General features: G+C 56.2%; 17 protein-coding genes and 2 pseudogenes. 12 read left to right on the top strand and 7 right to left on the bottom strand.

What is annotated here, in order from left to right:
- Positions 1-109: 109 nt before the first annotated feature.
- From N8E88_RS31195 to thrC, 4 genes are all read right to left on the bottom strand, one after another.
- Positions 110-2,938, bottom strand: a complete 2,829-nt coding sequence (locus N8E88_RS31195; RefSeq protein WP_262295702.1) for an EAL domain-containing protein — start codon at positions 2,936-2,938, stop codon at positions 110-112.
- A 91-nt stretch (positions 2,939-3,029) separates the two neighbouring features.
- Positions 3,030-3,611: a GNAT family N-acetyltransferase gene (locus N8E88_RS31190; RefSeq protein WP_262293908.1), complete on the bottom strand. Its 582-nt coding sequence runs from the start codon at positions 3,609-3,611 to the stop codon at positions 3,030-3,032.
- Positions 3,612-3,633: 22 nt separating this feature from the next.
- Positions 3,634-4,929, bottom strand: a complete 1,296-nt coding sequence (locus N8E88_RS31185) for a M16 family metallopeptidase (RefSeq protein WP_262293907.1) — start codon at positions 4,927-4,929, stop codon at positions 3,634-3,636.
- A complete protein-coding gene (gene thrC, locus N8E88_RS31180) occupies positions 4,930-6,336 on the bottom strand; it encodes a threonine synthase (RefSeq protein WP_262293906.1) in 1,407 nt (468 codons plus the stop codon).
- 290 nt (positions 6,337-6,626) lie between these two features.
- Here thrC and N8E88_RS31175 point away from each other — a divergent pair, with 290 nt between their 5' ends.
- Positions 6,627-7,238 carry a hypothetical protein gene (locus N8E88_RS31175; protein WP_262293905.1) on the top strand — a complete coding sequence of 204 codons (612 nt, stop codon included), beginning with the start codon at positions 6,627-6,629 and terminating at the stop codon, positions 7,236-7,238.
- A 150-nt stretch (positions 7,239-7,388) separates the two neighbouring features.
- On the opposite strand, the gene N8E88_RS31170 is transcribed toward N8E88_RS31175, so the two are convergent.
- Positions 7,389-8,075 carry an HAD family hydrolase gene (locus N8E88_RS31170; protein WP_262293904.1) on the bottom strand — a complete coding sequence of 229 codons (687 nt, stop codon included), beginning with the start codon at positions 8,073-8,075 and terminating at the stop codon, positions 7,389-7,391.
- A gap of 191 nt (positions 8,076-8,266) precedes the next feature.
- Between N8E88_RS31170 and N8E88_RS31165 the strand changes: the two genes are divergently transcribed.
- Entirely contained in the window at positions 8,267-9,400 is a 1,134-nt protein-coding gene (locus tag N8E88_RS31165) for a site-specific DNA-methyltransferase (protein WP_262293903.1), read from the top strand.
- 179 nt (positions 9,401-9,579) lie between these two features.
- On the opposite strand, the gene N8E88_RS31160 is transcribed toward N8E88_RS31165, so the two are convergent.
- Both N8E88_RS31160 and mutY read right to left on the bottom strand, forming a co-directional pair.
- Positions 9,580-10,191: an HAD family hydrolase gene (locus N8E88_RS31160; RefSeq protein WP_262293902.1), complete on the bottom strand. Its 612-nt coding sequence runs from the start codon at positions 10,189-10,191 to the stop codon at positions 9,580-9,582.
- 1 nt (position 10,192) lies between these two features.
- A complete protein-coding gene (gene mutY / locus N8E88_RS31155) occupies positions 10,193-11,263 on the bottom strand; it encodes an A/G-specific adenine glycosylase (RefSeq protein WP_262293901.1) in 1,071 nt (356 codons plus the stop codon).
- Between the two features lie 116 nt (positions 11,264-11,379).
- On the opposite strand from mutY, the gene N8E88_RS31150 reads away from it, so the two are divergent.
- From N8E88_RS31150 to N8E88_RS31935, 10 genes and pseudogenes are all read left to right on the top strand, one after another.
- Positions 11,380-12,693, top strand: coding sequence for an O-antigen ligase family protein (locus tag N8E88_RS31150; protein WP_262293900.1), 1,314 nt, complete (start codon positions 11,380-11,382; stop codon positions 12,691-12,693).
- A gap of 18 nt (positions 12,694-12,711) precedes the next feature.
- A complete protein-coding gene (locus N8E88_RS31145) occupies positions 12,712-13,686 on the top strand; it encodes an NAD-dependent epimerase/dehydratase family protein (protein ID WP_262293899.1) in 975 nt (324 codons plus the stop codon).
- Between the two features lie 29 nt (positions 13,687-13,715).
- Positions 13,716-14,216: a DUF721 domain-containing protein gene (locus tag N8E88_RS31140; protein WP_262293898.1), complete on the top strand. Its 501-nt coding sequence runs from the start codon at positions 13,716-13,718 to the stop codon at positions 14,214-14,216.
- A gap of 135 nt (positions 14,217-14,351) precedes the next feature.
- Positions 14,352-15,053 (top strand): DsbA family protein, encoded by a 702-nt coding sequence (locus N8E88_RS31135; RefSeq protein ID WP_262293897.1) that lies wholly within the window; start codon positions 14,352-14,354, stop codon positions 15,051-15,053.
- Positions 15,054-15,137: 84 nt separating this feature from the next.
- Complete coding sequence (gene smc / locus N8E88_RS31130; protein WP_262293896.1) at positions 15,138-18,593, top strand: chromosome segregation protein SMC; 3,456 nt, start codon at positions 15,138-15,140, stop codon at positions 18,591-18,593.
- 148 nt (positions 18,594-18,741) lie between these two features.
- Positions 18,742-21,411: a pyruvate, phosphate dikinase gene (gene ppdK, locus N8E88_RS31125; RefSeq protein WP_262293895.1), complete on the top strand. Its 2,670-nt coding sequence runs from the start codon at positions 18,742-18,744 to the stop codon at positions 21,409-21,411.
- A 98-nt stretch (positions 21,412-21,509) separates the two neighbouring features.
- Positions 21,510-22,272, top strand: a pseudogene (locus N8E88_RS31120) (polysaccharide deacetylase family protein).
- A gap of 364 nt (positions 22,273-22,636) precedes the next feature.
- Positions 22,637-23,827, top strand: a complete 1,191-nt coding sequence (locus N8E88_RS31115; RefSeq protein ID WP_262293894.1) for a TIM-barrel domain-containing protein — start codon at positions 22,637-22,639, stop codon at positions 23,825-23,827.
- A gap of 313 nt (positions 23,828-24,140) precedes the next feature.
- Positions 24,141-24,539: pseudogene (locus tag N8E88_RS31940) on the top strand (TIM-barrel domain-containing protein); the annotation flags it as partial.
- A gap of 39 nt (positions 24,540-24,578) precedes the next feature.
- A complete protein-coding gene (locus N8E88_RS31935) occupies positions 24,579-25,325 on the top strand; it encodes a glycoside hydrolase family 31 protein (RefSeq protein ID WP_410010711.1) in 747 nt (248 codons plus the stop codon).
- Positions 25,326-25,373 lie beyond the last annotated feature (48 nt).

The following is a 25,373-nucleotide window of genomic DNA, read 5'->3' as shown; positions in this document are numbered from 1 at the left end:
TGTACGCTCCGCTCCGATGCTCGAAAATCAACCTTTTCGCCTCAGCCTGACGAATTTGCAACTGCAGTATCGGAGCTAGTTCACCCTGACGGGCAACCTGATGTGATTTCTACGACGCTTTAGATTGCTGGAACTGCTCACGCAGTAGCTTTGTCGCGACGTCCAGCGTGAGCGGCGGGCTGAACATGAAACTTTGCGCATATTCGCAGCCCATCTGGCGGAGTTGCAGCGCATCGCTCTCATTCTCGATGCCTTCCGTCACGACCGACAATCCAAGATCGTGCGCCATGCTGATCATGGAACGAAGCAGTGTCACCTTCTGCGGTTGATCCGCCTTCAGGAACGAGCGGTCGATCTTGATCATGTCGAACGGGAAGGAGGTCAGGTAGGACAGCGAAGAATACCCCGTGCCGAAATCATCGAGCGATACACCGACGCCCATCGCCTTGATGCTGGAGAGCACGTAGTTGGAGCGCTCCGGATTTTCCATCATCAGGGATTCCGTGAGTTCCAGTTTCAGGCTCGCCGGCTCGATCTGGGTTTGCAGGAGCACCGATCGTACGTCATCGATCAGATCCTGCCGGATCAGTTGGCTGCTGGAAATATTGACAGAAACAAAGAGAGGCGAGGCGCCAAGATTGCGCTGCCAGTTGACGAGGTCTTCCGCCGCCTTCTGCATTGCGAAAAGACCGAGCTGCACGATAAGGCCCGAGCTTTCGGCAATCGGAATGAACTCCGACGGCGGAATGGAACCGCGGCGCGGGTGATCCCAGCGCATCAGCGCTTCAAACCCTGCAATGCTGTTGTCTTCCAGACGCATGATGGGCTGATAGGCCATGTGAATTTCGCGACGTTCGAGAGCGCGGCGCAAATCGGATTCCAGCTGAAGCCGGTCACTGCCCACTGCGCGGAAGGCCGGGCGGAACGGCTCGATGCGATCGCCACCGAACCGCTTGGCCTGGAACATGGCCAGCTCGGCGTCCTTGACCAGGTCTTCCGGTGAGGCGGCGCTGCCGCTCGTCCAGGTAATCAGGCCAAGCGATGCGGTCAGCACGATCTCGCGTTTGGAAAAGGCAATCGGCGCCCGAATGGCCTGTTTCACCGCTTCGGCGAATGCGGCAATTTTGGCAGGCTCGCTCTCAGAGACGAGAATGAGGCCAAATTGATCACCGGCCAGACGGCTGAGCGTATCCTGCGGCCGCAACAGGCGGTGCAGACGACGTGAAATGGTCAGAAGAAATGTATCGCCTGCCGACATGCCAAGGCCGTCATTGACCTGCTTGAACCGGTCAATGTCGATGATGAATACGGTTGGACGGATTCTGCTCTCGGTTTGGGCCATGGTGATGACGGAGCCCAGGCGATCCAGGAAGAGTTCGCGGTTCGGCAGGCCTGTCAGATTATCGTGCACAGCGTCGTGCAGCAGGCGTTCTTCTGCCTTTTTCTGCTCGGTGACATCGATAAGCGTGCCGACGCACCGGACAATTTCACCATCGGAACCGATGACAGGGCGGGCCTTCAGCGAGTACCAGTAGTAGTGGCCGTCATTGGCACGCAGGCGGAATGTTTGTGAAATGCGGCCGCGCCTGTTCTCGAGAATAACGTCCAGGGTCGTCCGGAAGCGATCGCGATCGTCCGCGTGCAGGCTCGGCAACCAGTTGCGCACGGCGCCATGCAGAGAACTCGCCGAGGCTCCAAGGAAATTGGTGAGATCAGGCGTGGTAACGACGCGATCACGCGGCACGTCCCAATCCCAGACGATATCGCCGGAACCGATAATAGCGAGCGCTTGCCGCTCCACATCGGAGAACAGGCCCTGTTGCAGCGCGCCGCCCGAAAATGCGTGCTGCATGACGGTGAAGCCAATGAGGAGAACGATGAGAACGAGGCCCCCGGCAAGGGCCGGCTGAATGATATCATTGGCCAGAATGCCCGATACGGTGAGCCAGCTGCCCATCAACCAGACCAGCAGGAGCATCCATGTCGGTATCAACATGATCGCGCGATCATAACTTCGGAAGGAGAAGAAACCGATCAGCACGATGCCGGAAATAATGGTCAGGGCGAAGGAGAAGCGGGCGATACCGGCGGCGATCGGTGGGTCGAAAATCGCGACGCCGGAGACAATGCCGAGGCCGAGAATCCATGTCAGCGCGCCATAACTGAAATTGTCATGCCATCGGTTGAGGTTGAGATAGGTGAAGAGAAAGATCACCAGCGTCGCCGCAAGCGCCACCTCGGTGCCGGCCCGCCACATCTGTTCATTACCAGGCGTTATCTCTATCAGCTTGTTCCAGAAGCCGAAATCGACGCAGATGTAGGCCAGTACCGCCCATGCCAGCGCGGCTGTTGCAGGAAAAAGTGACGTTCCCTTGACGACAAACAGAATGGTCAAGAACAACGCGAGCAAGCCAGCGATTCCGAGAAGAATGCCGCGGTAGAGCGTATAGGAGTTGACCGTGTCCTTGTAAGCATTTGGCTCCCAAACGTAAACCTGAGGCAGGTTCGGCGACGCCAGTTCGGCCACAAGCGTGATCACGGCTCCGGGATTGAGCGTAATCAGGAAAATATCGGCATCTTCGCTGGCTTGCCGGTCCAGCGCGAATCCCTCACTCGGCGTAATGGATGCGATGCGGGTCGAGCCGAGGTCGGGCCAGATGAAACCCGATCCGACGAGGCGGAAGTGTGGCGCGACGATCAGCCGGTCGATCTGCTCGTCGGTCGGGTTGGCAAGGGAAAAGGCTGCCCAGTCACCGGTAGAACGCTTGTCGTTGGCCTGCACCTCGATGCGGCGAACGATGCCGTCGGTGCCCGGTGCGGTGGAAATCTGGAAAGTCTCGCCTTGGTTCCGGTACACTTCGACGGCTTTTGACAGGTCGAGCGCTGTGCTTTCCTTGGTGATCTTGATTGTCTCGAACGCGTTCGCAGCCGACTGCATCGATATCAACAAAATGACGAGCGCAAAAACCCGCGATAAGCCTTTCAGCGTCCGTCCCGTCAAAAATGCCACTGATACAACCTTTATTTCCCTACCGCCGTACATCGCCTTCAATCATGGAGAAGAGCAGATGATCTTGCCACATACCATTTATCTTTAAGTATGAGCGTAGCAGTCCTTCCCTCTGAAATCCGGCTTTTTCGAGAAGGCGGATCGATCTTTCATTGCTTGGAATACAGGCCGCTTCCAGCCGGTGCAACCTTACCTTGGTAAAAGCATAGGGAATAAGCAGGCCCAGGGCTTCGTGCATGAAACCCTGTCCGGCAAACGGCTCGCCGATCCAGTACCCGATCATGCCATTCTGCCCAACACCGCGGCGGATATTGCCGAGCGTAATGCCTCCAAGCAGGCGCGAATCCTTGTTGCGGAAAAGAAAGAAAGGATGCGCCGTTCCGGCTGCCGCCTCTTCGTCATAGTGACGAATTCTATGGCGAAAGGCTCCACGTTCCAGATCGTCGACCGCCCAAAGAGGTTCCCACGGCGTGAGGAACTCGCGGCTCTGCGCGCGAAGCGTGGACCACGCGCGGTAATCGGAAAGTTGTGGCGGACGCAAATAGAGCCGCTCGCCCTGCAGGGGCGGCGCGACGCTTTTCAGAAAGGGCAGGGCGATCATGGCCGTCGAGGCTCTCTGGCCGTCAGACCGCGATTTTTCGGGGACTTGCTGTTGCAGAAGTAAGCCCTTGGCGGACATCGGCGAATTTCATTAGCGAACCAACCGGACCGACGGCGGCAATCGTTGGCGTTGTATCGAGGAAGAGGCGGCCTGCGAGGTCCGTCAAGCGCTCTGTCGTGATCTTCGATAAACGCTCGACCAGTTCTTCTGTCGAGACCGCGTGCCCGTAGAGCAGCATCTGCCGTGCAATCTGTCCGGCCCGGCTCGCGGCACTTTCGTGCGACATCAGCAGGCTGGCACGATATTGCGCACGCGCACGATTCAGCTCTTCCTGGCTGATGTTTCGGGCAGCTTCATGCAGCTCATTGATGATAACCGGGACTAGCTTCTTGAGATGGTTGCGCCCGGTTGCGGCGTGAATTCCAAAAATGCCGGTATCGGAAAAACCCCAGTGGAAGGCATAGACCGAATAACACAGCCCGCGTTTCTCACGCACCTCCTGGAAAAGACGGGAGGACATCCCACCGCCGAGGATCATTGCCAGCAATTGCGAAGCATAGAAATCGCGAACGTGGTAGGCTCGTCCCTCGAAACCGATGACGACCTGTGCGTCCATCAAGTCGCGTTGTTCGCGGAAATCGCCACCGACATAGTGCGACAGATCCGGTTCCGGTGCCGTTGATTTGGCGCGAAACGAACCGAGCCGCTTCTCGACTTCGCGTACGAATTCATCGTGCTTTACACCGCCAGCGGCGACGACGACCATGCGCTCGGCGCTGTATTGTTCATCCATATAACGGCGCAAGTCGGCCGAAGAAAAGGATTGCACGGTTTCCGGTGTTCCAAGAATTGTCCGGCCGATTGTCTGGTCTTGAAACGCTGCTTCCGTGAAGCGGTCAAAGACAACGTCGTCAGGCGTGTCGTGCGCTGCCCCGATTTCCTGCATGACCACATTTTTTTCGCGCTCGAGCTCCTCAGCGTCGAACTTCGAACCGGTCATGATATCGCTGAGGATATCGATTGCCAGAGGCATGTCGTCTCGCAGGACGCGCGCATAATACGATGTTGTTTCGACACTGGTGGCCGCGTTGATCTCGCCGCCTACATCTTCGATGTCGGCCGCAATTTTCCAGGCAGAACGATTTTCAGTTCCCTTAAAAGCCATGTGTTCAAGAAGATGAGCAATGCCGTGCTGATGGTTGGCCTCATTCCTCGACCCTGCCTTGACCCAGATGCCAAGCGCTACACTCTCCACATGCGGCATTGTCTCTGTCGCAATCGTCAAACCGTTGGAGAGGCGACTGATTTCAACGCCCATTCAATGCTCCTTACCCGCCGCTCTTGAATGTCGGCTCACATACTCTTCCACACTTTTAAGGTCGTTGGGAAGTACCGTGTACTGTTCTTTTCGTTGCATGAGGTCACCCAGCCAGAGCGGAAGGTGTGGATGAATGCCGCTCGCTGCCTCGACGGCATCGGGAAATTTCGCCGGATGAGCAGTGGCAAGTACAACGCTTGGCGTTTCGCTCCGGGCCTTCTCCCGCGCAACTTTCAGTCCGATGGCCGAATGCGGATCAAGAAGATAACCGGACTGCTTCAGGACATTTGCGATTGCCTCGGCCGTTTCAGCCTTGGTAGAGCGCCCTGCAGCGAACTCAGCGCGGATTGCGGCAAGTACAGTGTCGGCAATCGTGAAGCTGCCTGATTGTTTCAACCCGCTCATCAATCGGCGCACTGCGGCGGCATCCCGACCGTGTGCTTCAAAGAGCAGGCGCTCGAAATTGGAAGAAACCTGTATGTCCATGGAAGGCGATGTCGTGTGCAGTACGCCCCGGGTTTCATAAATTCCCGTTTCGATCGTGCGGGTCAAAATATCGTTATCGTTGGTCGCAATGACAAGTTGGTCAATCGGAAGGCCCATGCGCTTTGCGACGTAGCCTGCAAAAATATCGCCGAAATTGCCAGTCGGAACGGTGAAGGATACCGGGCGCTCCGGGCTACCGAGCGAAACGGCAGCCGTGAAATAATAAACGATTTGCGGCATGATCCGCGCCCAGTTGATCGAATTGACCCCCGACAGAGAAAGGGAATCGCGGAAGGCCAAATCGTTGAACATGCCTTTGACCAAGGACTGGCAATCATCGAAATTCCCCTCGACGGCCAGCGCGTGGACATTCGATGCCGCCGATGTCGTCATCTGCCGCTGCTGCACGAGCGAAACGCGGTTGTGCGGAAACAGAATGAAGATATCCGTGCGATCCCGGTTGGCAAATGCCTCGATGGCTGCGCCGCCCGTATCGCCGGAAGTTGCACCGACAATGGTGGCGCGCTCGTTACGCTTCGTCAGGATATAATCCATCAGTCGCGCCAACAACTGCATCGCCACATCCTTGAAGGCGAGGGTCGGTCCATGGAAAAGCTCGAGAACAAACTCGTTGTGCCGGGTCTGCACCAACGGGCAGACCGCTTCGTGCCGAAACGTACCGTAGGCCTCATGCACCATCTTCTCGAAATCGGCCTGGTCTATGTCGCCGGCTATAAATGGCGTCAGAACCTGAATGGCGACTTCCGCATAGGTTTTGCCGCGCAGCGAGCGGATTTCGCTAGCGGAAAACTGTGGAAATTGCTCCGGAAGATAGAGTCCGCCATCACGGGCAAGACCGGATAAAAGCGCATCGGAAAAGCCCAAAACCGGCGCTTCTCCCCGGGTACTCACATATTTCATCTCGGTCGCCTCATGTGTTTTGCCCAATAGTGCTGTAGCTGCCCTTGTCAAAAAAAGGCTGCAATGCCCCGTCGCATTATTTCCTTACCGTTGGTATAGAACACGCTCGTTCGTCAGAGCCCAACCGCAAATCCGTCATGGAAGGGCTGCAAATGACGGTTTTCTGTGCTCCGATGCTCACGTACAAAACGTACGTTCCGCTTCGGTACTGGAAAACCACCATTTTCGCCGCTTCCTGACGAATTTTCGTTTGGCCTCTTAAGGTTCGTTCGTCAAGGAGAGTTCTGTTCATGAAGTCAGAAGCACAAAAATCTTTGCCCTTCTATCAACTTTGCGCCCCGGTTTGTGCAATGATTTTTGCTATGGGTCTTGCGGGATGCTCGACCAGCGGCAGCAACAGCGACGACCCGAATAGTGAGAAGGCGCTTGCCACCGCGGAAGCGCAAAAACGCATAACAGCGTCCGAATTGACAGCGTTCTGCCCCACCGTGACGATCCGCGAAGGGACCTCGGTCCTGACGAATTATGGAAAATCAGACAAGACGCCTGAAAACCTGATCTATCAAGCTTCGATCTCGAACCAGACGCGGTCGTGCCAGTCAAACGACGCTACCATGACCATGAACGTGGCCGTTTCCGGCAAGGTCGTACCCGGTCCGAAATTCACCCCCGGGACAATTACAGTACCTATCCGCGTCGCCGTCATTCAGGGAACAAATGTGCTGTACTCGACGCTGCACAAGCAGGCGATATCGGCTTCGGATGGTGCTGCCACACAGTTCGTTTTCAACGATCCCAATGTGAGTTTCCCAAAGCCAACGGCGCAGAACATTCAGGTGTTCATAGGTTTCGACGAAGGGCCAGCAAGCGCGGCTTCAAAATCAAAGCCGAAAACACAGTGAAAAAGGTTGGCGTCGCACTATTCGCGCTCTGACGGCCTGCAAATGGCGCTTTTCTGTGCTCCGGTGCTCACGTACCTTAAAGTACGCTGCGCTCCGGTGCTCGAAAACCGCATTTTCGCCGCGTCATAGCGTGAATTTCAATGGGCCCGGTCACACTGCTTCGGACCACACCGTCATTGCTTCGATAACTGCCGGCAGATCGCGATGGCGACTGATCACCGTTTCGGCTCCGGCATCAGTCAGCTTGTCGGCATGGCCGGGATAGGTATGGGCGCCGCCCGTAAAACCAATTACCCGCATGCCCGCAGTCCTTGCAGCGTGAACGCCATGGCTCGAATCTTCGATAACGATGCAGCGCGCCGGATCTACGTTGAATTGCTTCGCAGCGAACAAAAACACGTTTGGATCCGGCTTCGGCTTCTGTGTACCGACCTCTCGGGCTGAGAAGATGTTCGGGGCAAAGAGATCATAGAGCGTGCTTTGTTCGAGCATCATCTTCAGTGAAGAACTGATCGAATTCGATGCGACGCATTTCGGATATTTCAATGCTGCGATCACTTGTTCGGCGCCCTCGATGACGTTGAGTTCGTTGCACAGCTTATGGTCCATCTGCCGTGCCGATTCTTCGATCAGCGAGGCTGAAATCGGAATGCCGGATTCCTTTTCCACCTGAAGCAGAATATCCGTCCAGGTCAGTCCGGCAAAACGTTCGGCGATATCTTCCGGTTCAATGGGGTAGCCGGATTGTGTCAGCAGCTGGGATTCGACTTCGGCGGCAAGAATTTCTGAATCGACGAGCACGCCATCGCAGTCGAAAATAATAAGCTGAGGTTCCATTAGTCATACCTGTTCAAAATAGCGCCGCAACAGCAGCGGCTCCGGTCGTTTTGGGGGGTGTCGGGCATCGACTACACGTTTATGGCCATCTGGTCAAAGACAAGCACCGATTTCGTTTGCGCTTAACGCGATATTTACCGTGTGCGGTAACCATACCGCTATGTAAAGCGTCTCCAGTAATCGAGTATCAAATGTCCGTAGTACGTCTCGTGAATGATCTGCCCCAGGCAGCGCCGCAAACTTCCTGGATCGACACCATTCTCAAAGGCGACTGCGTCGCCGCTCTCAACCGTTTGCCCGATCATTCGATCGATATCATCTTCGCCGACCCGCCCTACAATCTTCAGCTCGAGGGAGATCTTCATCGCCCGGATCAGTCGAAGGTGGACGCGGTCAACGATCATTGGGACCAGTTCGAAAGCTTCCAGGCGTATGACGCGTTCACGCGCGCCTGGCTTCTCGCATGCCGCCGCGTGTTGAAGCCGAACGGCACGATCTGGGTCATCGGCTCCTATCACAACATTTTCCGCGTCGGCGCGACAATGCAGGATCTCGGATTCTGGATGCTCAACGACGTCATCTGGCGCAAGAATAACCCGATGCCGAATTTCCGCGGCCGCCGGTTCCAGAACGCCCACGAGACCATGATATGGGCATCGCGCGATCAGAAATCAAAGGGCTACACGTTCAATTACGAAGCCATGAAGGCTGCCAACGACGATCTTCAGATGCGCTCGGATTGGCTTTTCCCGATTTGCACCGGCGCGGAGCGTCTTAAAGATGAGAATGGCGACAAGATACACCCAACGCAAAAGCCTGAAGCCTTGCTGGCCCGGATTCTCATGGCTTCATCGAAGCCAGGGGATGTCATTCTCGATCCGTTCTTTGGATCGGGAACCACCGGCGCCGTCGCCAAACGGCTCGGACGGCATTTTGTCGGCATCGAACGGGAACAGAAATATATCGATGCTGCGACGGCTCGCATCGCTGCGGTGGACCCACTAGCCGGCGCCGACCTAACCGTCATGACCAGCAAGCGTGCGGAACCGCGTGTCGCATTCGGCAGCATCATTGAATCCGGAATGTTGAAGCCGGGTGCGGTTCTGAGCGATATTCGCAAGCGCCATGCTGCGATCGTACGTGCTGATGGCACTGTGACGACGGGCGGTGATGCAGGATCAATCCACCGCATGGGCGCGAAAGCGCAGGGTCTCGATGCCTGCAATGGCTGGACATTCTGGCACTTTGAAGACGAGGGCGTGCTCAAGCCGATCGACGAACTGCGCAAGCAGGTGCGATCGGGCATGGTTTCCGCAGGCGGCTAGAGATTTATGCGATGACGGCCTGCAAATGGCGTTTTTCTCCGCTCCGGTGCTCGCGTACCAGTATGTACGCTGCGCTCCGGTGCTCGAAAATCACCATTTTCGTCGCGTCATAGCATGAATCCAAACATGCCCAGCGGCGCACCCGAGGCATGTCTCGGGCGTTTCGCTTTTAGCTGGGATCAGATGCGGATTCCAAGGTTCTCAAGATCGGCCTTGAGGGTTTCAGGGTCGATGAATTGTACCGACTGCCAACCTGCGGCCTTGGCACCGGCAACATTCTTGGCGCTGTCATCGATGAAGAGCGTCGCAGAAGCTTCAAGGTCAAAGGTAGCGACGTGTTGATCGTAAATTGCCTTGTCGGGCTTGATCAGGCCGACATCGCCGGAAATCGTCACGCCGCGGCTTTCGGTCAGGAACGGGTATCGCTCCCAGGCCTCGCGCAAAGTATCCGAGGCGAAATTGGTGAGCATCGTCACATCGTGACCATCGGCGATCAGCTTGCGCATGATCTCGACGCTGCTATCGATCGAATGCGGAACCATCATGTGCCAGTTCTGCCGGAACGCGCGGATGTGCTGCTCGCGGTCGGGAAAGTCGGCGATCAATAGAGCCTCAGCCTCCGGCCATTTCCGTCCGCGATCCTGCTCGACATTCCATTCATGTGTGCAGACATTGTCGAAGAACCATTGGCGCTCAGTGGCATCGGGAATGACATCCAGGAAGGCGGCATGTGGATCATAGTGTATAAGAACCATGCCAATGTCGAAAACGATATGCTTGACCTGTGTCATTCTAATTTTTTCTCCTTGCGAACGCATCTGGAATGGCGGCAGCAATGGCTTTTTTCATGACCGTGGGCAAGGCTTCGCCTCCCAATTCATCAACCTTGACCCACCACCCGCCAGCGGCAATGTCTTTCTCTACTTCATGAGCTTTGTAGATTTTAAGACGCAATTCGAAATGCGTAAAAATATGGGTGATGTTGCCGGTGGCGATCCAGTTAGCGGGAAAGGGGGCTGCATCCAACTCGGTTTCCCCATCGAGACGTGCCGTCCAAGATGTCGTCGGAACTTCCGCCATGCCGCCAAGCAATCCCGTCTCTGCACGACCACGTAAATATACCTCATCATTGGAAACAGCGACGAAGGCAGCCCCAACGCGAACGGGCTTCTCTTTCTTGGGCGCTTTCACAGGAAAGAATTCCGGATCGGTGGTTCGCAACGCCTGGCAATTGTCGTTGAGCGGGCAAATGACGCACGCGGGTCGCCTGGGCGTGCAGATCGTCGCTCCGAGATCCATCATTGCCTGGGCAAAATCCCCCGGTCTTTCGTCAGGTGTAAGCGCCTGCATGCGCGCGCGGATCTCTGGCTTGGCCAGCGGCAGAGGGGTAGCGAGAGCATAGAGCCGCGTGATGACGCGCTCCACATTGCCGTCGACAACGGCCATGGGCAGATCAAATGCGATCGAGGCAATCGCGGCGGCCGTGTAGTCGCCGATACCGGGCAGCGACTTCAAATTGGCAAGATCGGACGGGAAACGCCCGCCATATTCTGCACAGATGATATCGGCACATTTCTTCAGGTTTCGCGCGCGCGAATAATAGCCAAGACCAGCCCAGGCGCGCAAAACGTCGTCCTGGCTCGCGGCGGCCAAATCCACGACTGTCGGCCACTTTTCGATGAAAACGCGGAAATAGGATTTGACGGCTTCAACCGTCGTTTGTTGCAGCATGATTTCGGAAAGCCAGATCCGATAGGGATCGGCAGTGCTGCCTGCGAGACGCTCGCGCGGCGAAATGCGCCATGGTAGAGTCCGGTGATGAGAATCATACCATAGCAGCAGGCGGGTGGTTATTGGTTGCATCAATTCCAAACTGCGCTACACGAAGCCTTGACGGTTCTTACAAAAACGGTTGCAAGCATGAATCTCATAATCATTCGGAACCTTAGATGCTTCCAGATCAATTAGCCAAAGCGATAATGCTCCCCACAAGAGGGCATTTTATCGGAATCGATCGCAACAATCGTCTCTTTACATTTGTGTTTGCGCTGTTTCCTGGCCTGCTGGCAAGCGGAACGTCCGTGACCTTGGTCTGTGCCTTTTTATGGGCAATCGTTTCACTCGCAGCAAAACGTTTCCGGTTCGAGATGAGCAGAACCGACAAGATCGTCGCCTGGTGTCTGACCTTTTACGTTCTCGTGACCATACTTTCGGTAGCCGTACATCCCGATGCGTCGAAGGGGATTCCCTTCATCTTCAAGATGATTCCCTTCCTCGCAATCTGGGCTGTGCTGCCGCGACTTCGAGCGAGCCTTCCCGGTCGTCTTGTGCCCTTTTTGATCACCGGTGCTGGCATCGGCATGATCGGTTCGCTCATATTCAGCATCGTCCAGATCGCTTTTCTGTCGCCTCGTGCCGAAGGGGGCGCCGGGAATGCTGCGGTGTTCGGACTGTTTACAGTATTGTTTGGCAGCATTTCACTGCTCAATGCGCATTCAGACAGCAGGACCGAGCGATTTATTGCCATCGCCGGTTTTGCATGTGGTCTTGTCTGCGCATTTCTCTCCGGCACGCGTTCGGCCTGGCTGGTCATGCCTGTAAACTTTGCCGTTCTGTATTGGTACTTGCGAGGACAAACCCTGCCGACAATCACCAATGTCATGAAGGTCGTTGGAGCCGTCATAATCGTTGCCATTATCGCCATTGCGGCAATGAAGGTGACGGAGCGCTATCATGCGCTCGAAAGCGATATCGTGCAGCTGGATCGTCAGCCAGACAGTATCAACTCTCTCAATGCGCGACTGATGTTGTGGTCGGCCGCCAAACGGGCTTTTCTGGCATCGCCGCTGATCGGCTATGGTCCGCAAAATCGCATGTCGCGGGTCAACGAGATCCTGAATTTGCCTCCCGACAAGAAAATGTCTTTTACGCACGTACACAACGGCTTTTTGAATGCCGCTGTCGACGGCGGTATATTGGGTGTGCTGGCGGTGCTCGGGCTTCTTGCTGCTCCGATAATCGCCGCGTGCAAGAAGGAGCCCGGACCGGGCCGGGATCTCGCAATCGCTATTTCCCTACTGCTGGTGAGCAGTTATGTGATTACGGGCATGCTGGGTATCATGTTCGGTCACGATGCGACGGACGCGGTTTTCATTTACCTGACGATGATGATCTGTTGGATATCCGGAACCTCGCCCTATCTGTCGATACCGCAGTTGGCCGCGCATGCCGAAGCCGACGAGCTTACCTTGAGTGAGTTCGACCAAAAGCTCGCCATGGCGAAGATCGATTAGAATGATGTTGGGTAATTTATGAAGGCCATCGTTACTGGAGCAGCTGGTTTTATCGGATTTCACGTTGCGCGACGGCTCGCCAGCGAAGGCTTTGATATTATCGCGATCGACAATCTCAACGACTATTATCCAGTAGCACTCAAGGAAGCCCGACTCTCCGCGCTGGATGGTCTTTCCAACATCCGTTTTGTCCGTGGCAATATAGCTGATGCCGAAGGGCTCTCCACTGCGATTGGCACTGATACGGATGCCGACATCATAGTTCACCTCGCAGCACAGGCGGGCGTACGCTACTCGGTCGAAAACCCTGCAGCCTATGTCGATGCCAACGTGCATGGCCAAGTGACGATATTCGAGCAGGCGTTGAAAATGCCGAAACGGCCCCCCGTGGTTTATGCGAGTTCCTCATCGGTCTACGGCGCCAATACCAAAGTACCGTTCTCAGAAAACGACCCAGTTGACCATCCTGTTTCGGTCTACGCCGCAACCAAACGCTCGGCTGAGCTTCTTGCCTATTCTTATCGGCACGTGCACAAGATTGCTTCGACAGGCCTGCGCTTTTTCACAGTCTATGGTCCCTATGGTCGCCCTGACATGGCCCCCTGGCTTTTTACGGATGCGATTTTGCAAGGCAAGCCGATCAAGGTTTACAACCACGGCCATATGGAGCGCGATTTCACGTTCATCGATGACATCGTCAACGGTGTTTATGGCGCCGTAAATCGCATTCTCGCCAATCCGGAAGGAACGGCACCAGTCTACAATCTTGGCAACAACAACCCCATCGCTTTGATGCGTTTTATCGAAACCATCGAAAAGGCCTGTGGCCGAGAGGCGATCAAACAATTTGAGCCGATGCCCCCCGCTGATGTTAAACGTACATATGCGGATATAGACCTCGCGTCGCGAGACCTCGGTTTTTCGCCTGCCACCACGCTGGAACAAGGTATTCCTTTGTTCGTTGAATGGTTCCGCGGCTATAATGGCCGCTGAGACTCCTCTGAAACAGGTGCGACGGCCGGATGAGCGATGATCGCAGTAAAAAAGGCTTTCGCCCGCTTGCCGATCCGGCTGCGGGAATTCTGGATCCTGTACTGCGCAAGCGGGCAGGCATCACCATCGAACTTGTTCAGGCTTGGGAAGAGGTCGTTGGGCCAGCCCTGGGCGCGCAATCAAGACCGCTCAAACTTCTGTGGCCGCGCCGGGCACATGAGGATGACCCGTTCCAGCCCGCAACGCTGGTGGTCGCGTGTCAAGGTTTTACGGCCATGCGAATTCAACACGAAACGGGCGAAATCATCAGCCGCGTCAACGCATTTCTGGGCTTTGCAGCTGTCGGCAGGATCAAAATCGAACAGAAGCCTGTCGAACCGCCGGTTGCAAAACGCCGGACCTTGCCGCCAGTAGATGCGGCAACAGCTGACAAGATCAGCCGCTCGGTCGAACCGATCGAGGACGACGGTCTACGCGAGGCACTGCAACGGCTGGGGCAGAGCATTCACGCCGACAAGATGAAACGATAATTCTATCGGCATGACTCATTGACGTTGCATCACGAAAAATTCAAAGACAGAACGTATGCCGTGCCTTAAAGAAACTGGCATAAGCCATTAACGAGCCTAAGACTGTAGTTGCATAACCCGGAGACAGGTGATCTTATGACTGAATTGCTGACACGCAGAAAAATTCTGACGCTCGCCGCGGTTTCCACGGCCGCCATCGTTTTGGCCGCTGGTACGGAGGCTTGGGCGCAAGAGACTGCACCAGCTACTCCTGCCCCAAATGATGTAAAGGTCCCGCCTGCCGCGGGGGCGGTCGATGAGGCCAAGCTGCTTGCGCCAGGCACCTTGAAAGATATCGTGATGGGCAAGGCCGAAGCGCCCGTAACGATCGTCGAATATGCATCGATGACATGCCCGCACTGCGCGCATTTCGCAACAACGACCCTGCCCACGATCAAGGAAAAATACATCGATACGGGCAAGGCCAAGCTTATCCTGCGCGAATTCCCGTTTGATCCGCGCGCGGCGGCTGCCTTCATGCTGGCACGTTGCGCTCCTGAAGAGCGCTACTATCCGCTGGTCGAAGTTCTGTTCAAACAGCAGGAACAGTGGGCAGGAGCGGCAAATGCAGAAGAACCTTTGCTTCAAATCTCCAAATTGGCCGGTTTTACACAGGAGTCCTTCAAGGCTTGCTTGACGAACCAAAAACTTCTGGATGATGTGAATGCTGTGCGTGAGCGCGGAGCCAATGAATTTGGAGTGAATGCTACTCCGACATTCTTCATCAATGGCGCCAGATACTCGGGAGCCCTTTCGGTTGACGAAATGTCAGCGATTATTGACGGACTGCTTAAGTAACCGCCACCCGGTTTTCGGCGGATGCTTCGTTGCGTCCGCCATCCAATCTTTTGCATGTGCGGTGTTTGTCGGAAAGGGCATCTGATGCGCTTTACCAAGCTCCGCCTGCTCGGCTTCAAATCGTTCGTAGAACCCGCAGAATTCGTCATTGAAAGCGGCTTGACGGGTGTCGTCGGTCCCAATGGCTGCGGCAAATCCAATCTCGTTGAGGCGCTGCGCTGGGTGATGGGCGAAAGCTCGTACAAGAACATGCGCGCCTCCGGCATGGACGATGTCATCTTTTCCGGATCAGGGACACGGCCCTCGCGCAATACTGCGGAAGTCACGCTCTTCCTCGACAATCAGGACCGCAGTGCGCCGTCCGCATTCAACAATGCCGACGAGCTTCAGGTTTCGAGGCGCATCGAGCGCGAATCCGGCTCGGTTTATCGCATCAACGGCAAGGATGCGCGCGCCAAGGACGTGCAATTGCTGTTTGCCGATCAATCGACGGGCGCGCGTTCGCCTTCGATGGTCGGGCAGGGCCGCATCGGTGAGCTTATCCAGGCTAAACCGCAGGCACGACGGGCCTTGCTCGAAGAGGCCGCGGGGATCTCCGGACTGCATACCCGTCGCCATGAGGCTGAACTGCGTCTACGGGCAGCGGAACAGAACCTTGAGCGGCTCGAGGATGTCGTCGGCGAGCTTGAAACGCAGATCGAAAGCCTCAAGCGGCAGTCGCGTCAGGCAAATCGCTTTAAAAGCCTGTCCGCCGATATACGCCGGTCGGAAGCCATTCTTCTCCATCTGAAATGGTCCGTTGCCAAGGCGCAGGAAGGCGAGGCGCAATCGGCGCTCTCGGTGGCGACAGTTGGGGTCGGCGATCAGGCACAAAAGCAGATGAATGCCGCCAAGGAACAGGCGATCGGCGCACATAAATTGCCCGATTTGCGTGAAGCGGAAGCCAAGGCGGCGGCGATATTGCAGCGTCTGACCATCGCGCGTTCGCAGCTCAATGAGGAAGCCGAGCGGATGCGGGCGCGCCAGAACGAACTGGAAAAGCGCCTCGTTCAGTTCATCGCCGACATTGCGCGCGAAGAGCAGATGGTGCGCGATAACGCCGATGTGCTGGCACGTCTCGACACGGAGGAGCGGTCGCTCAACGAAGAAAATGCCAACGCTGGTGAACGCGAGATCGAAACGCGCGCCGAATTCGAGCGTGCAGACGCCAAGCTGAAAGAAAGCGAAACAGCACTGGCCAAGGTTACTGCCGAGCGCGCAGAAGCCTCGGCCGAACGTGCGCAGGTCGAGCGGAACTTGCGCGAGAGTGCCGAGCGGCGCGAGCGCCTTATGCGCCAGATGAGTGATGTTGAACGCGACCTGTCTGCAGTCGCCGCCCAAATCGGCGCGCTGGCCGATCCTGTTGAAAAGCAGGGTCTGGTGGAAACCGCTGAAGCAGCACTCGATCAGGCCGAAGAATCTGCGCTCACTGCCGAAGCAGCTGTGGAAACCGCGCGCCGGCGGGAGGCCGAACTTCGCCAGCCTCTGCAGGAAGCGCGCAGCAATCTGGGTCGTATAGAGACGGAAGCGAATACGCTCGCCAAGATGATCAACCTTGGCGGGTCAGACCTTTTTCCCGCGGTCGTGGAGGCGCTGAAAGTCGAGAAGGGTTATGAAATAGCTCTTGGCGCTGCATTGGGTGAGGATCTTGACGCACCTACGGACAAAAGCGCTCCAGTCTTCTGGGGTGAGGTAGATGGTCCAGGGGACCCGGCATTGCCGGCAGGTCTTCAATCCTTGGCGGAATTTGTCCGGGCTCCGCGCCAACTGGCGCGCCGTCTCTCCCAGATCGGCATTGTCTCCGAGGCAGACGGAGTGCGGCTGCAGTCTGCGCTGAAGCCGGGTCAGCGGCTGGTCAGCCGCGACGGCGCATTGTGGCGCTGGGATGGCTATACGGCGAGCGCCGACGCACCGACGCCGGCGGCGCTGCGCCTTGCACAAAAGAACCGGTTGGCCGAACTGGATCTTGAAGTGGTCGAGGCAACGAAAATCCTGCGTGCTGCGGAAGCCGGAATAGTCGCCGCCGAAGCAGCCGTATGGCAATCCGTTGAAGTGGAGCGAACTGCACGCGATCAATGGCGTGGCATGCAACGCTCCGTCACCGATGCGCGCGAAGCCTTGGCCGCCGCCGAACGCGCCGCGGGGCAATTGTCGAGCCGCCGCGCCGCGCTTGAAGAGGGCAGGGCGCGCCTCGCCGAAAACCTGGAGGAAACCCAGGAGCAATTCCTGGAGGCAGAAACCCGGCTGTCGAGTGCTGCCGACCTCGATGAAGTCAATATCCGGCTCGCCAATTTGACGAGCGAGGTCACGCTTGATCGCGCCGCACTGGCGGAAGCCCGTGCGATTCATGATGGTCTGCGCCGCGAAGCCGAAAATCGTATGCGTCGCCTCGAAGCGATTGGTCACGAACGCAAGAGCTGGGTCAACCGCGCTGATAATGCCGACCGCCAGATCACGTCACTTTACGAACGCCGCCTAGAAGCAGAACGCGAGGCGGAAAACCTCGCTGACGCTCCCGACGAGCTTGCCGAGCGCAATAGGACATTGCTTTCGCAATTGTCCGAAGCAGAGGCATTGCGCAAGGATGCCGCCGACAAGCTTGCCATTGCGGAAAACAGGCAACGCGAACTCGACCAGTTGGCAACCGAAGCCATCCAGGCCTTGGCCACGGCGCGCGAGGGCAGGGCGCGCGCCGAGGAACGGCTCACTGCTGCGCAAGAACGCCGCAAGGACGCCGAAACCCGTATTGCCGAGGCGCTGAATTGCGCACCGCACGAGGTGATGAAGCTGACCGGACTCGGCCCTGACGATCCGCTGCCTGATGTAGATGCAACGGAGCGCAATCTGGAGCGTCTCAAGATCGAGCGCGAACGTCTCGGGGCGGTCAACCTGCGGGCGGAGGAAGAACAAGACGAACTTTCCGCGCGGCTAGAGACGATCATCAGCGAGCGCGAGGATATCATCGAGGCGGTCAAGAAACTGCGCCAGGCGATCCAGAGTTTGAACCGGGAGGGACGCGAACGGCTCTTGGCCGCGTTCGAAGTGGTCAACGTCCAGTTTCAACGCCTGTTCACGCACCTCTTTGGTGGCGGCACTGCTGAGCTGCAATTGATCGAGTCCGACGATCCGCTGGAAGCGGGCCTTGAAATCCTTGCCCGCCCGCCCGGCAAGAAGCCGCAGACGATGACGCTCCTGTCCGGCGGTGAACAGGCGCTGACCGCAATGGCTTTGATATTTGCGGTATTCCTCACAAATCCCGCACCGATCTGCGTCCTCGACGAAGTCGACGCGCCGCTCGATGATCATAATGTCGAGCGTTTCTGCAATTTGATGGATGAAATGGCAGCGTCCACCGATACGCGATTCGTGGTCATTACCCACAATCCGATCACCATGGCACGGATGAACCGGCTGTTCGGCGTGACCATGGCCGAACAGGGCGTGAGCCAGCTGGTCTCCGTCGATCTCCAGACAGCCGAGCAGCTGCGTGAGGCAAGCTGATCGATCCGTAAATGACGAAGGATTTCAAAGCTTAATGCGGATTTACTCTGCTAATCGATTTGAATGCTGCGATGCAGCATTTTTTAATGGTGCTTGACGAATTGATCGCGTAGACCTCTCTTGTGTTTCAGCGGCAAGGGAGGCTGCAATGGCGAAATGGGTCTACACATTTGGCGACGGCAAGGCGGAAGGATCCGCCGGTGATCGCAATCTGTTAGGTGGAAAAGGCGCAAATCTTGCCGAGATGTGTGCGCTTGGATTGCCGGTTCCACCCGGATTTACCATCACAACAGATGTTTGCAGCTGGTACTATGACAATGGCCGCAAATATCCCGACACGCTTGAAACGGATGTAAAGAAGTCCCTCTCCCACATTGCCGCGATAACGGGCCGCAACTTTGGCGATACGGAAAAGCCTCTGCTGGTCTCCGTGCGCTCAGGGGCGCGTGCGTCGATGCCAGGTATGATGGATACTGTGCTCAACCTTGGCCTCAACGACGGAACTGTGGAGGCGATTGCTCGCGAGACAGGCGATGCAAGGTTTGCCTATGACAGTTATCGCCGCTTCATCCAGATGTATTCTGACGTCGTCATGGGCCTCGATCATTCGGTTTTCGAAGAGATTCTTGAAGACACCAAGGCCAACCTCGGCCATGAGGTCGATACGGCCTTGACAGCCGACGACTGGAAAAATGTCATTGCGCTGTACAAGGCCAAGATCGAGGAAGAGCTCGATGAGCCCTTCCCGCAGGATCCGGAAAAACAGCTGTGGGGCGCAATCGGTGCTGTGTTTTCCAGCTGGATGAATGCCCGCGCGATTACCTACCGACGGCTTCACAACATTCCTGAGAGCTGGGGCACGGCGGTCAGCGTCCAGGCGATGGTGTTCGGCAATATGGGCGATCGCTCGGCGACCGGGGTTGCCTTCACCCGCAATCCATCCACCGGCGAAAAGAAACTCTACGGCGAGTTCCTGGTCAACGCGCAAGGTGAAGACGTCGTTGCCGGTATTCGCACACCCCAGAACATTACCGAAGACGCACGTATTGCTGCAGGGTCCGACAAGCCCTCGCTGGAGAAGATAATGCCGGCGGCCTTTGCCGATTTCTGCGCGGTGTCGGAACGGCTCGAGAAGCATTACACCGACATGCAGGATCTCGAATTCACCATCGAGAACGGCAAGCTGTGGATGCTGCAGACGCGGTCCGGCAAACGTACCGCCAAGGCAGCATTGAAGATTGCAGTGGAAATGGCCGAAGAAGGCCTGATTTCACGCGAGGAAGCGGTTTTGCGCATAGATCCCGCTTCGCTTGACCAACTGCTGCACCCGACCATCGATCCAGGCGCAGAGCGCAACATAATCGGAACAGGCCTTCCGGCATCTCCGGGGGCGGCCACAGGCGAAATCGTATTCTCGTCGGAAGACGCCGAGCAGCTGAAGGCCGAGGGGCGCAAAGCGATTCTGGTTCGTATCGAGACAAGTCCTGAAGACATCCACGGAATGCATGCCGCCGAGGCGATCTTGACCACGCGCGGCGGCATGACCAGCCACGCGGCAGTGGTTGCTCGCGGCATGGGTAAACCCTGCGTGTCAGGAGCAGGCTCGCTGCGTGTCGATTATCGTAACGAGACACTCCTGGCGATGGGCGTTGTTTTGAAGAAGGGCGATATCATCACCATCGATGGCGGTACCGGCCAGGTGCTGAAGGGCGCAGTGCCCATGCGGCAGCCGGAACTTTCCGGGGATTTCGGTCAGATCATGGAATGGGCCGACAAGACGCGGCGCATGAAGGTGCGCGCCAACGCGGAAACACCTGTCGATGCCCGTACGGCTCGCTCATTTGGCGCTGAAGGCATTGGATTGTGCCGCACCGAGCATATGTTTTTCGAAGGCGAACGCATCGTCGCCATGCGTGAAATGATCCTGGCCGATAACGAGAAAGGCCGTCGTGCTGCACTCGACAAATTGCTGCCGATGCAACGGTCCGATTTCGTCGAACTGTTTGAAATAATGCATGGCCTGCCTGTCACAATTCGCCTGCTGGACCCGCCCCTGCATGAATTTCTGCCGAAAACCGAGGAAGAAATCGCCGAAGTCGCTGCTGCCATGAATGTTGACGCAGACAGATTGCGCGAACGAACCGACAGCCTGCACGAAACCAACCCGATGCTCGGTCATCGCGGCTGCCGTCTTGCCATTTCCTATCCGGAAATCGCGGAAATGCAGGCGCGGGCAATTTTCGAGGCTGCCGTGGCAGCGGCGAAATCGACAGGCGCCCCCGTCGAACCGGAAATCATGGTGCCACTGGTCGGACTGCGCGCCGAACTCGATTTCGTCAAGGCGCGCATCGATGCGGTTGCGGCCGATGTGATGAAAGAGGCTGACATCAAGATCAATTACCTGGTTGGGACAATGATCGAGCTGCCGCGTGCCGCCATCCGTGCCCATTCGATTGCCGAAGTTGCCGAGTTTTTCTCGTTCGGAACCAATGACTTGACGCAGACGACCTTCGGTATCTCGCGCGACGACGCCTCATCCTTCCTGATGAGCTATCAGGTGAAGGGCATCATCGAACAGGATCCGTTCGTTACGATCGATATTGACGGCGTTGGCGAACTGGTACGGATCGGCGCCGACAAGGGCAGGGCAGCGCGGCCCGGAATCAAGCTCGGCATATGTGGCGAACATGGCGGCGATCCGGCGTCCATCCACTTCTGCGAGGAGGTTGGGCTCGATTATGTTTCCTGCTCGCCATTCCGCGTTCCGATCGCCCGGCTTGCGGCGGCGCAGGCGTCGGCAAAGGCGAGCAGAGCCTGAACGTCTGCCACAAATATGCTTGGTTTCGCGCGCCTTGTCCGCGCGAAATTCCTTAGAGCCCAAACGCAAATTCGCCGTGAAGGGCTGGCTCTCAAAATATGGCGAAAATCGTGCGCTCAACGTCTGCAATCATCACTGCAATTTTTCTCTGCGCCTCCATCGTCACGGCAGCAGCCAGGGAACATCCCCACTTCATAGAACCAAAGCTCTTCATCACCAAAGGCGGCGATGCAGTGCCGCAGGTCGCCTTGACGTTGGATGCCTGTTCCGGCCAGACAGATCAGCGTATCCTCGATGCACTCGTGGAAAATCACATTCCGGCGACAATCTTTGTCACCGGCCGCTGGCTCAGGCGCAATGCCCCCCTCAGTGGCAATCATGAAGGCGCATCCAGAGCTGTTTCAGATGGAAAATCATGGACTTAACCATATTCCGGCCATAGACAACCAACCCAGGATGTTCGGACTCAAAACGGCAGGGTCTCTGTCTGCCATCCGCACGGAAATTGAAGGCGGTGCGAATGCCATGACCGCGGCGACGCTCACGAAGCCGGTCTGGTATCGCGACGCAACGGCGCGCTACAGTGACGATGCAATCACGCTTGTCCATCAGATGGGGTATCGGGTGGCCGGTTATTCCCTGAATGCCGACGTGGGTGCCTCGTTGCTGGCCGGTCAGGTTGAAAAGCGCATTTCAGCTGCCAAGGACGGCGACGTGATCATCGCCCATGTCAACCAGCCGACGCGGGTGGCGGGAGAGGGGGTTGTAAAAGGCATTCTCGCCCTCAAGCAAAAAGGCTTCCATTTTGTGCGGCTTGAAGACGTTCAGGAAAGCGAGCAGCCAGTAACGCCAGGCGTCTAAGGCGGGTTTCATATATCGGCGATTTTATCCGACTATCGAAATATTTAGACTTTGGGATAATTGACAGGCTTGAACGTTTTGTGTTCGTTGCGGAACGCTCATTGAGCGACACCTTGGGAGGGGTTCATCCGCATGAAGGTCTAAAAGTACATATGGTTATTGCGGCGGCGTCCGCGCAATTCATTTTTTTGGCGAACCAATTTTAGAGACAAAACCACACCAAAGCGGGATCAATTGTTTGATACGCAATTGGCAAGCTGGCCGATTGTGTAACGACGGCGCACGGCTGGATGTAGCCGCGCATGTCATTGATGTTACACCGAAATATCTGGTTTTGCTCACCTTGATTTGAGGAGGAGTTATCTTGAACCGCATTCAAATTTCTATTCTGAGCTTGATGTTATTGCCCGGTCTCGCCGGTTGCGACGATTCAAAACAGACACCGGATAGCAGCACATTTGTTGGCTTGCCCGGGCCCCAGGGCGCTCTCGGTGACAAGGGCGCGAACGGCGATAAAGGCCCCGTCGGCGAAATGGGGCCGGTTGGCGAAAAGGGGCCGGTTGGCGAAAAGGGTGGATCGACTGGCGATCCCATTACGCGCAAGGTCGAGCCGGTAAAAGACGGTACCGTCACACCAAGGCCGGGTGGTTTTGATGTGCAGCTGCAGGAGGACGTTCTTGAAGTCCGCGCCGCGGCATCAAATGCACTGCGCGTGCATTTTCTTCCCAAGGGGAAGGCGACAGCGCCGACGCAAGTCATCGACCCCAACCTGAAAATGGATGCAGCATTTCAGCTCGACTCGGGTGCCGATGGCAAGTCCACGCAGATGAAATCGGCACATTTCAGCGCATCCTGGGATGCGGTGGCCTCATTGCTGACCATTAACAATGCGGAAAATGAATCGGTGATGTGGCTCAAAACCGATGATCTGAAGAAAGGTCAGCTGGTTATACGGCATAAAGATACGGATACGCTCTACGGTATCGGGGGAGCTGCCAGATATGATGATGCCGCAACGATCTATCGAGACCAGGAAGTGGGTTTGAGTACTGGTGCTCAGGGTCATGCTGGCGCCCCCCTGGTGTGGAGCACGGGCGGTTATGGCGTGCTCGTCGACACAATGGGTTCGAGGGATAGAAAAATTGAATTGCGCAACCAAGACCGTATCAAGTTCACGGACACCTCGAAGAAGGATATCGATGCCTACTTGCTCGTTGGACGACCGACGGAACTTTTCGGTGCCGTTGCCAAAATAAGTGGTCGCACGCCGCTTTTTCCAAAATGGGCGATGGGCTTTACCAATAGTCAGTGGGGTGCGGATGACGTTTGGACCAGTTTGAGGTATGGTCCTCAAGCTGGTCCGCTGGCCGGTCGCTTGGCCGGCATGACGGAGGAAAAGTTTCGTAATATTATTGCAAGATATCGTAACAGTAACATTCCAATCGATGCCTTCACCTTTGATCTCGATTGGATGTATTGGGGTGGTACGGACGGTAGCGGAACCAACGTCCCCTACGGCCAGTTTAATGGAACACTGAGCGATTCCCCGGCATGAGCGCCGGTGCGCCGAAGAATGTAGCCCAAAATCTGCAGATGTTTACCGAGCAAAACGGAATCAAGCTGACAACCATCTTGAAACCGCGCATGCCAGAATATTCTGTCGAAGCTCGCTTTATGGAAGACAATGATAGCTGGATGCCAAATACCCGGGTAGCAAGGGACTTTTTCACCCCCACCATGATGCGGCATATTGATTTTTCCAAGCAGAAGGTTCGCAGCTGGTATTTTGATCAAATCAAGGGGGGTTCGACAGCGGCGTCGAGGGCTGGTGGAATGATGAGGCGGATTCCAGCGATGCCACGGACGATGGTAACGAGACGGAAGGCACCAACATGCAACGCGCAGTCTATGAAGGACAGCGCGGCTATTCAAACAAGCGAGTCTGGTCGATCAACCGCAACTTCTATCTCGGGGCGCAGCGTTACGCCTATGGACTTTGGTCGGGCGATATCGACAACGGTTTTGCAAGCATGGCTAATCAGCGCGGCAAAATGCTCAGTGCCATCAATGCCGGGGCGATGCAATGGACCATGGATACGGGCGGATTTCATAACCGTACGCAAGACGGCCGCGTGATTGGCACGGGGACTGAGGATTACGCGCGCTGGATGCAGTTTGCGATTTTCACTCCGATCTTCCGCGTTCATGGCGATAACGGCGTGCAGCGCCAGCCATGGTGGTATGTGCCAAACGGCCAAATCCTGGAGAATACGGCGGCTGTCGAGGCAATCCGGCTGCGCTATACAATGATCCCCTATATTTACAGCTATGAACACCAGCGCAACAAGACCGGTGTCGGTATTGTCCGCCCGTTGAATTTCGATTGGCCAGCGGATGTGAACGTTCGCAATAATGTCGATAGCTGGCTGTTCGGCGAATGGCTGCTGGCATCTCCTGTCGTGGAGCAAAGACAGCAAACAAAGACTATCTATCTGCCGCAAGGAACCTGGACTGCTTGGAATTCCGGCACCGTATATACGGGCGGCCAAACGATCAACTTTAACACGCAAACATGGGAGCGAAATTTCCCGCTCTTCGTACGCCAGGGCGCGATTATCCCGCTGATGCACGAAGAAGTGCAGTATGTGGGAGAAAAGCCGCTGAAGGAATTGGACGTCGAAGTTTTCCCGGACACAAAACGTACATCCTTCGAGTATTATGATGATGACGGCAAGACGTATGACTATGAGAAGGGCGCCTATTTCCTGCAAACATTGTCCGTGCAAAGAACAGGAAACACCGTTCTATTCGAAGCAGCTGTGCCAGAAGGGGTTTTCAAGCCAGAACTCGAATATTATACCGTGAAAATTCATGGTCCCGCTGCCACGAGCGTCGACATGAATGGGGTGAATCTGGATCAGGTTGCAAACCTTGTCGCTCTGACCGGCGAAGGCTGGTTTTCTGGCAATGACGCAGCCCATGGCAATATACCTGTGACCTACGTCCGGATAAAAGCCCAGGCAAAGCAAAGCGTTACGCTGACGACCCAGTGACAACATCATGAAAGGGCAGTTTTCGGACTGCCCTTTCATGTCCTAGTT

The sequence above is a fragment of the Phyllobacterium zundukense genome (assembly GCF_025452195.1).
Taxonomy (GTDB): Bacteria; Pseudomonadota; Alphaproteobacteria; order Rhizobiales; family Rhizobiaceae; genus Phyllobacterium; species Phyllobacterium zundukense_A.
This window is presented reverse-complemented; position numbering and strand designations above follow the sequence as displayed.

Excerpts from the sequence above, each read along its gene's own strand:
- N8E88_RS31185 (WP_262293907.1), bottom strand. The coding sequence starts at position 4,929 with ATGGGCGTTGAAATCAGTCGCCTCTCCAACGGTTTGACGATTGCGACA.
- smc (WP_262293896.1), top strand. The coding sequence starts at position 15,138 with ATGCGCTTTACCAAGCTCCGCCTGCTCGGCTTCAAATCGTTCGTAGAA.
- N8E88_RS31195 (WP_262295702.1), bottom strand. The coding sequence starts at position 2,938 with ATGCAGTCGGCTGCGAACGCGTTCGAGACAATCAAGATCACCAAGGAA.
- N8E88_RS31170 (WP_262293904.1), bottom strand. The coding sequence starts at position 8,075 with ATGGAACCTCAGCTTATTATTTTCGACTGCGATGGCGTGCTCGTCGAT.
- N8E88_RS31160 (WP_262293902.1), bottom strand. The coding sequence starts at position 10,191 with ATGACACAGGTCAAGCATATCGTTTTCGACATTGGCATGGTTCTTATA.
- N8E88_RS31165 (WP_262293903.1), top strand. The coding sequence starts at position 8,267 with ATGTCCGTAGTACGTCTCGTGAATGATCTGCCCCAGGCAGCGCCGCAA.
- N8E88_RS31935 (WP_410010711.1), top strand. The coding sequence starts at position 24,579 with ATGATCCCCTATATTTACAGCTATGAACACCAGCGCAACAAGACCGGT.
- N8E88_RS31150 (WP_262293900.1), top strand. The coding sequence starts at position 11,380 with ATGCTCCCCACAAGAGGGCATTTTATCGGAATCGATCGCAACAATCGT.
- mutY (WP_262293901.1), bottom strand. The coding sequence starts at position 11,263 with ATGCAACCAATAACCACCCGCCTGCTGCTATGGTATGATTCTCATCAC.
- N8E88_RS31140 (WP_262293898.1), top strand. The coding sequence starts at position 13,716 with ATGAGCGATGATCGCAGTAAAAAAGGCTTTCGCCCGCTTGCCGATCCG.
- N8E88_RS31145 (WP_262293899.1), top strand. The coding sequence starts at position 12,712 with ATGAAGGCCATCGTTACTGGAGCAGCTGGTTTTATCGGATTTCACGTT.
- thrC (WP_262293906.1), bottom strand. The coding sequence starts at position 6,336 with ATGAAATATGTGAGTACCCGGGGAGAAGCGCCGGTTTTGGGCTTTTCC.
- N8E88_RS31175 (WP_262293905.1), top strand. The coding sequence starts at position 6,627 with ATGAAGTCAGAAGCACAAAAATCTTTGCCCTTCTATCAACTTTGCGCC.
- N8E88_RS31190 (WP_262293908.1), bottom strand. The coding sequence starts at position 3,611 with ATGATCGCCCTGCCCTTTCTGAAAAGCGTCGCGCCGCCCCTGCAGGGC.
- ppdK (WP_262293895.1), top strand. The coding sequence starts at position 18,742 with ATGGCGAAATGGGTCTACACATTTGGCGACGGCAAGGCGGAAGGATCC.
- N8E88_RS31135 (WP_262293897.1), top strand. The coding sequence starts at position 14,352 with ATGACTGAATTGCTGACACGCAGAAAAATTCTGACGCTCGCCGCGGTT.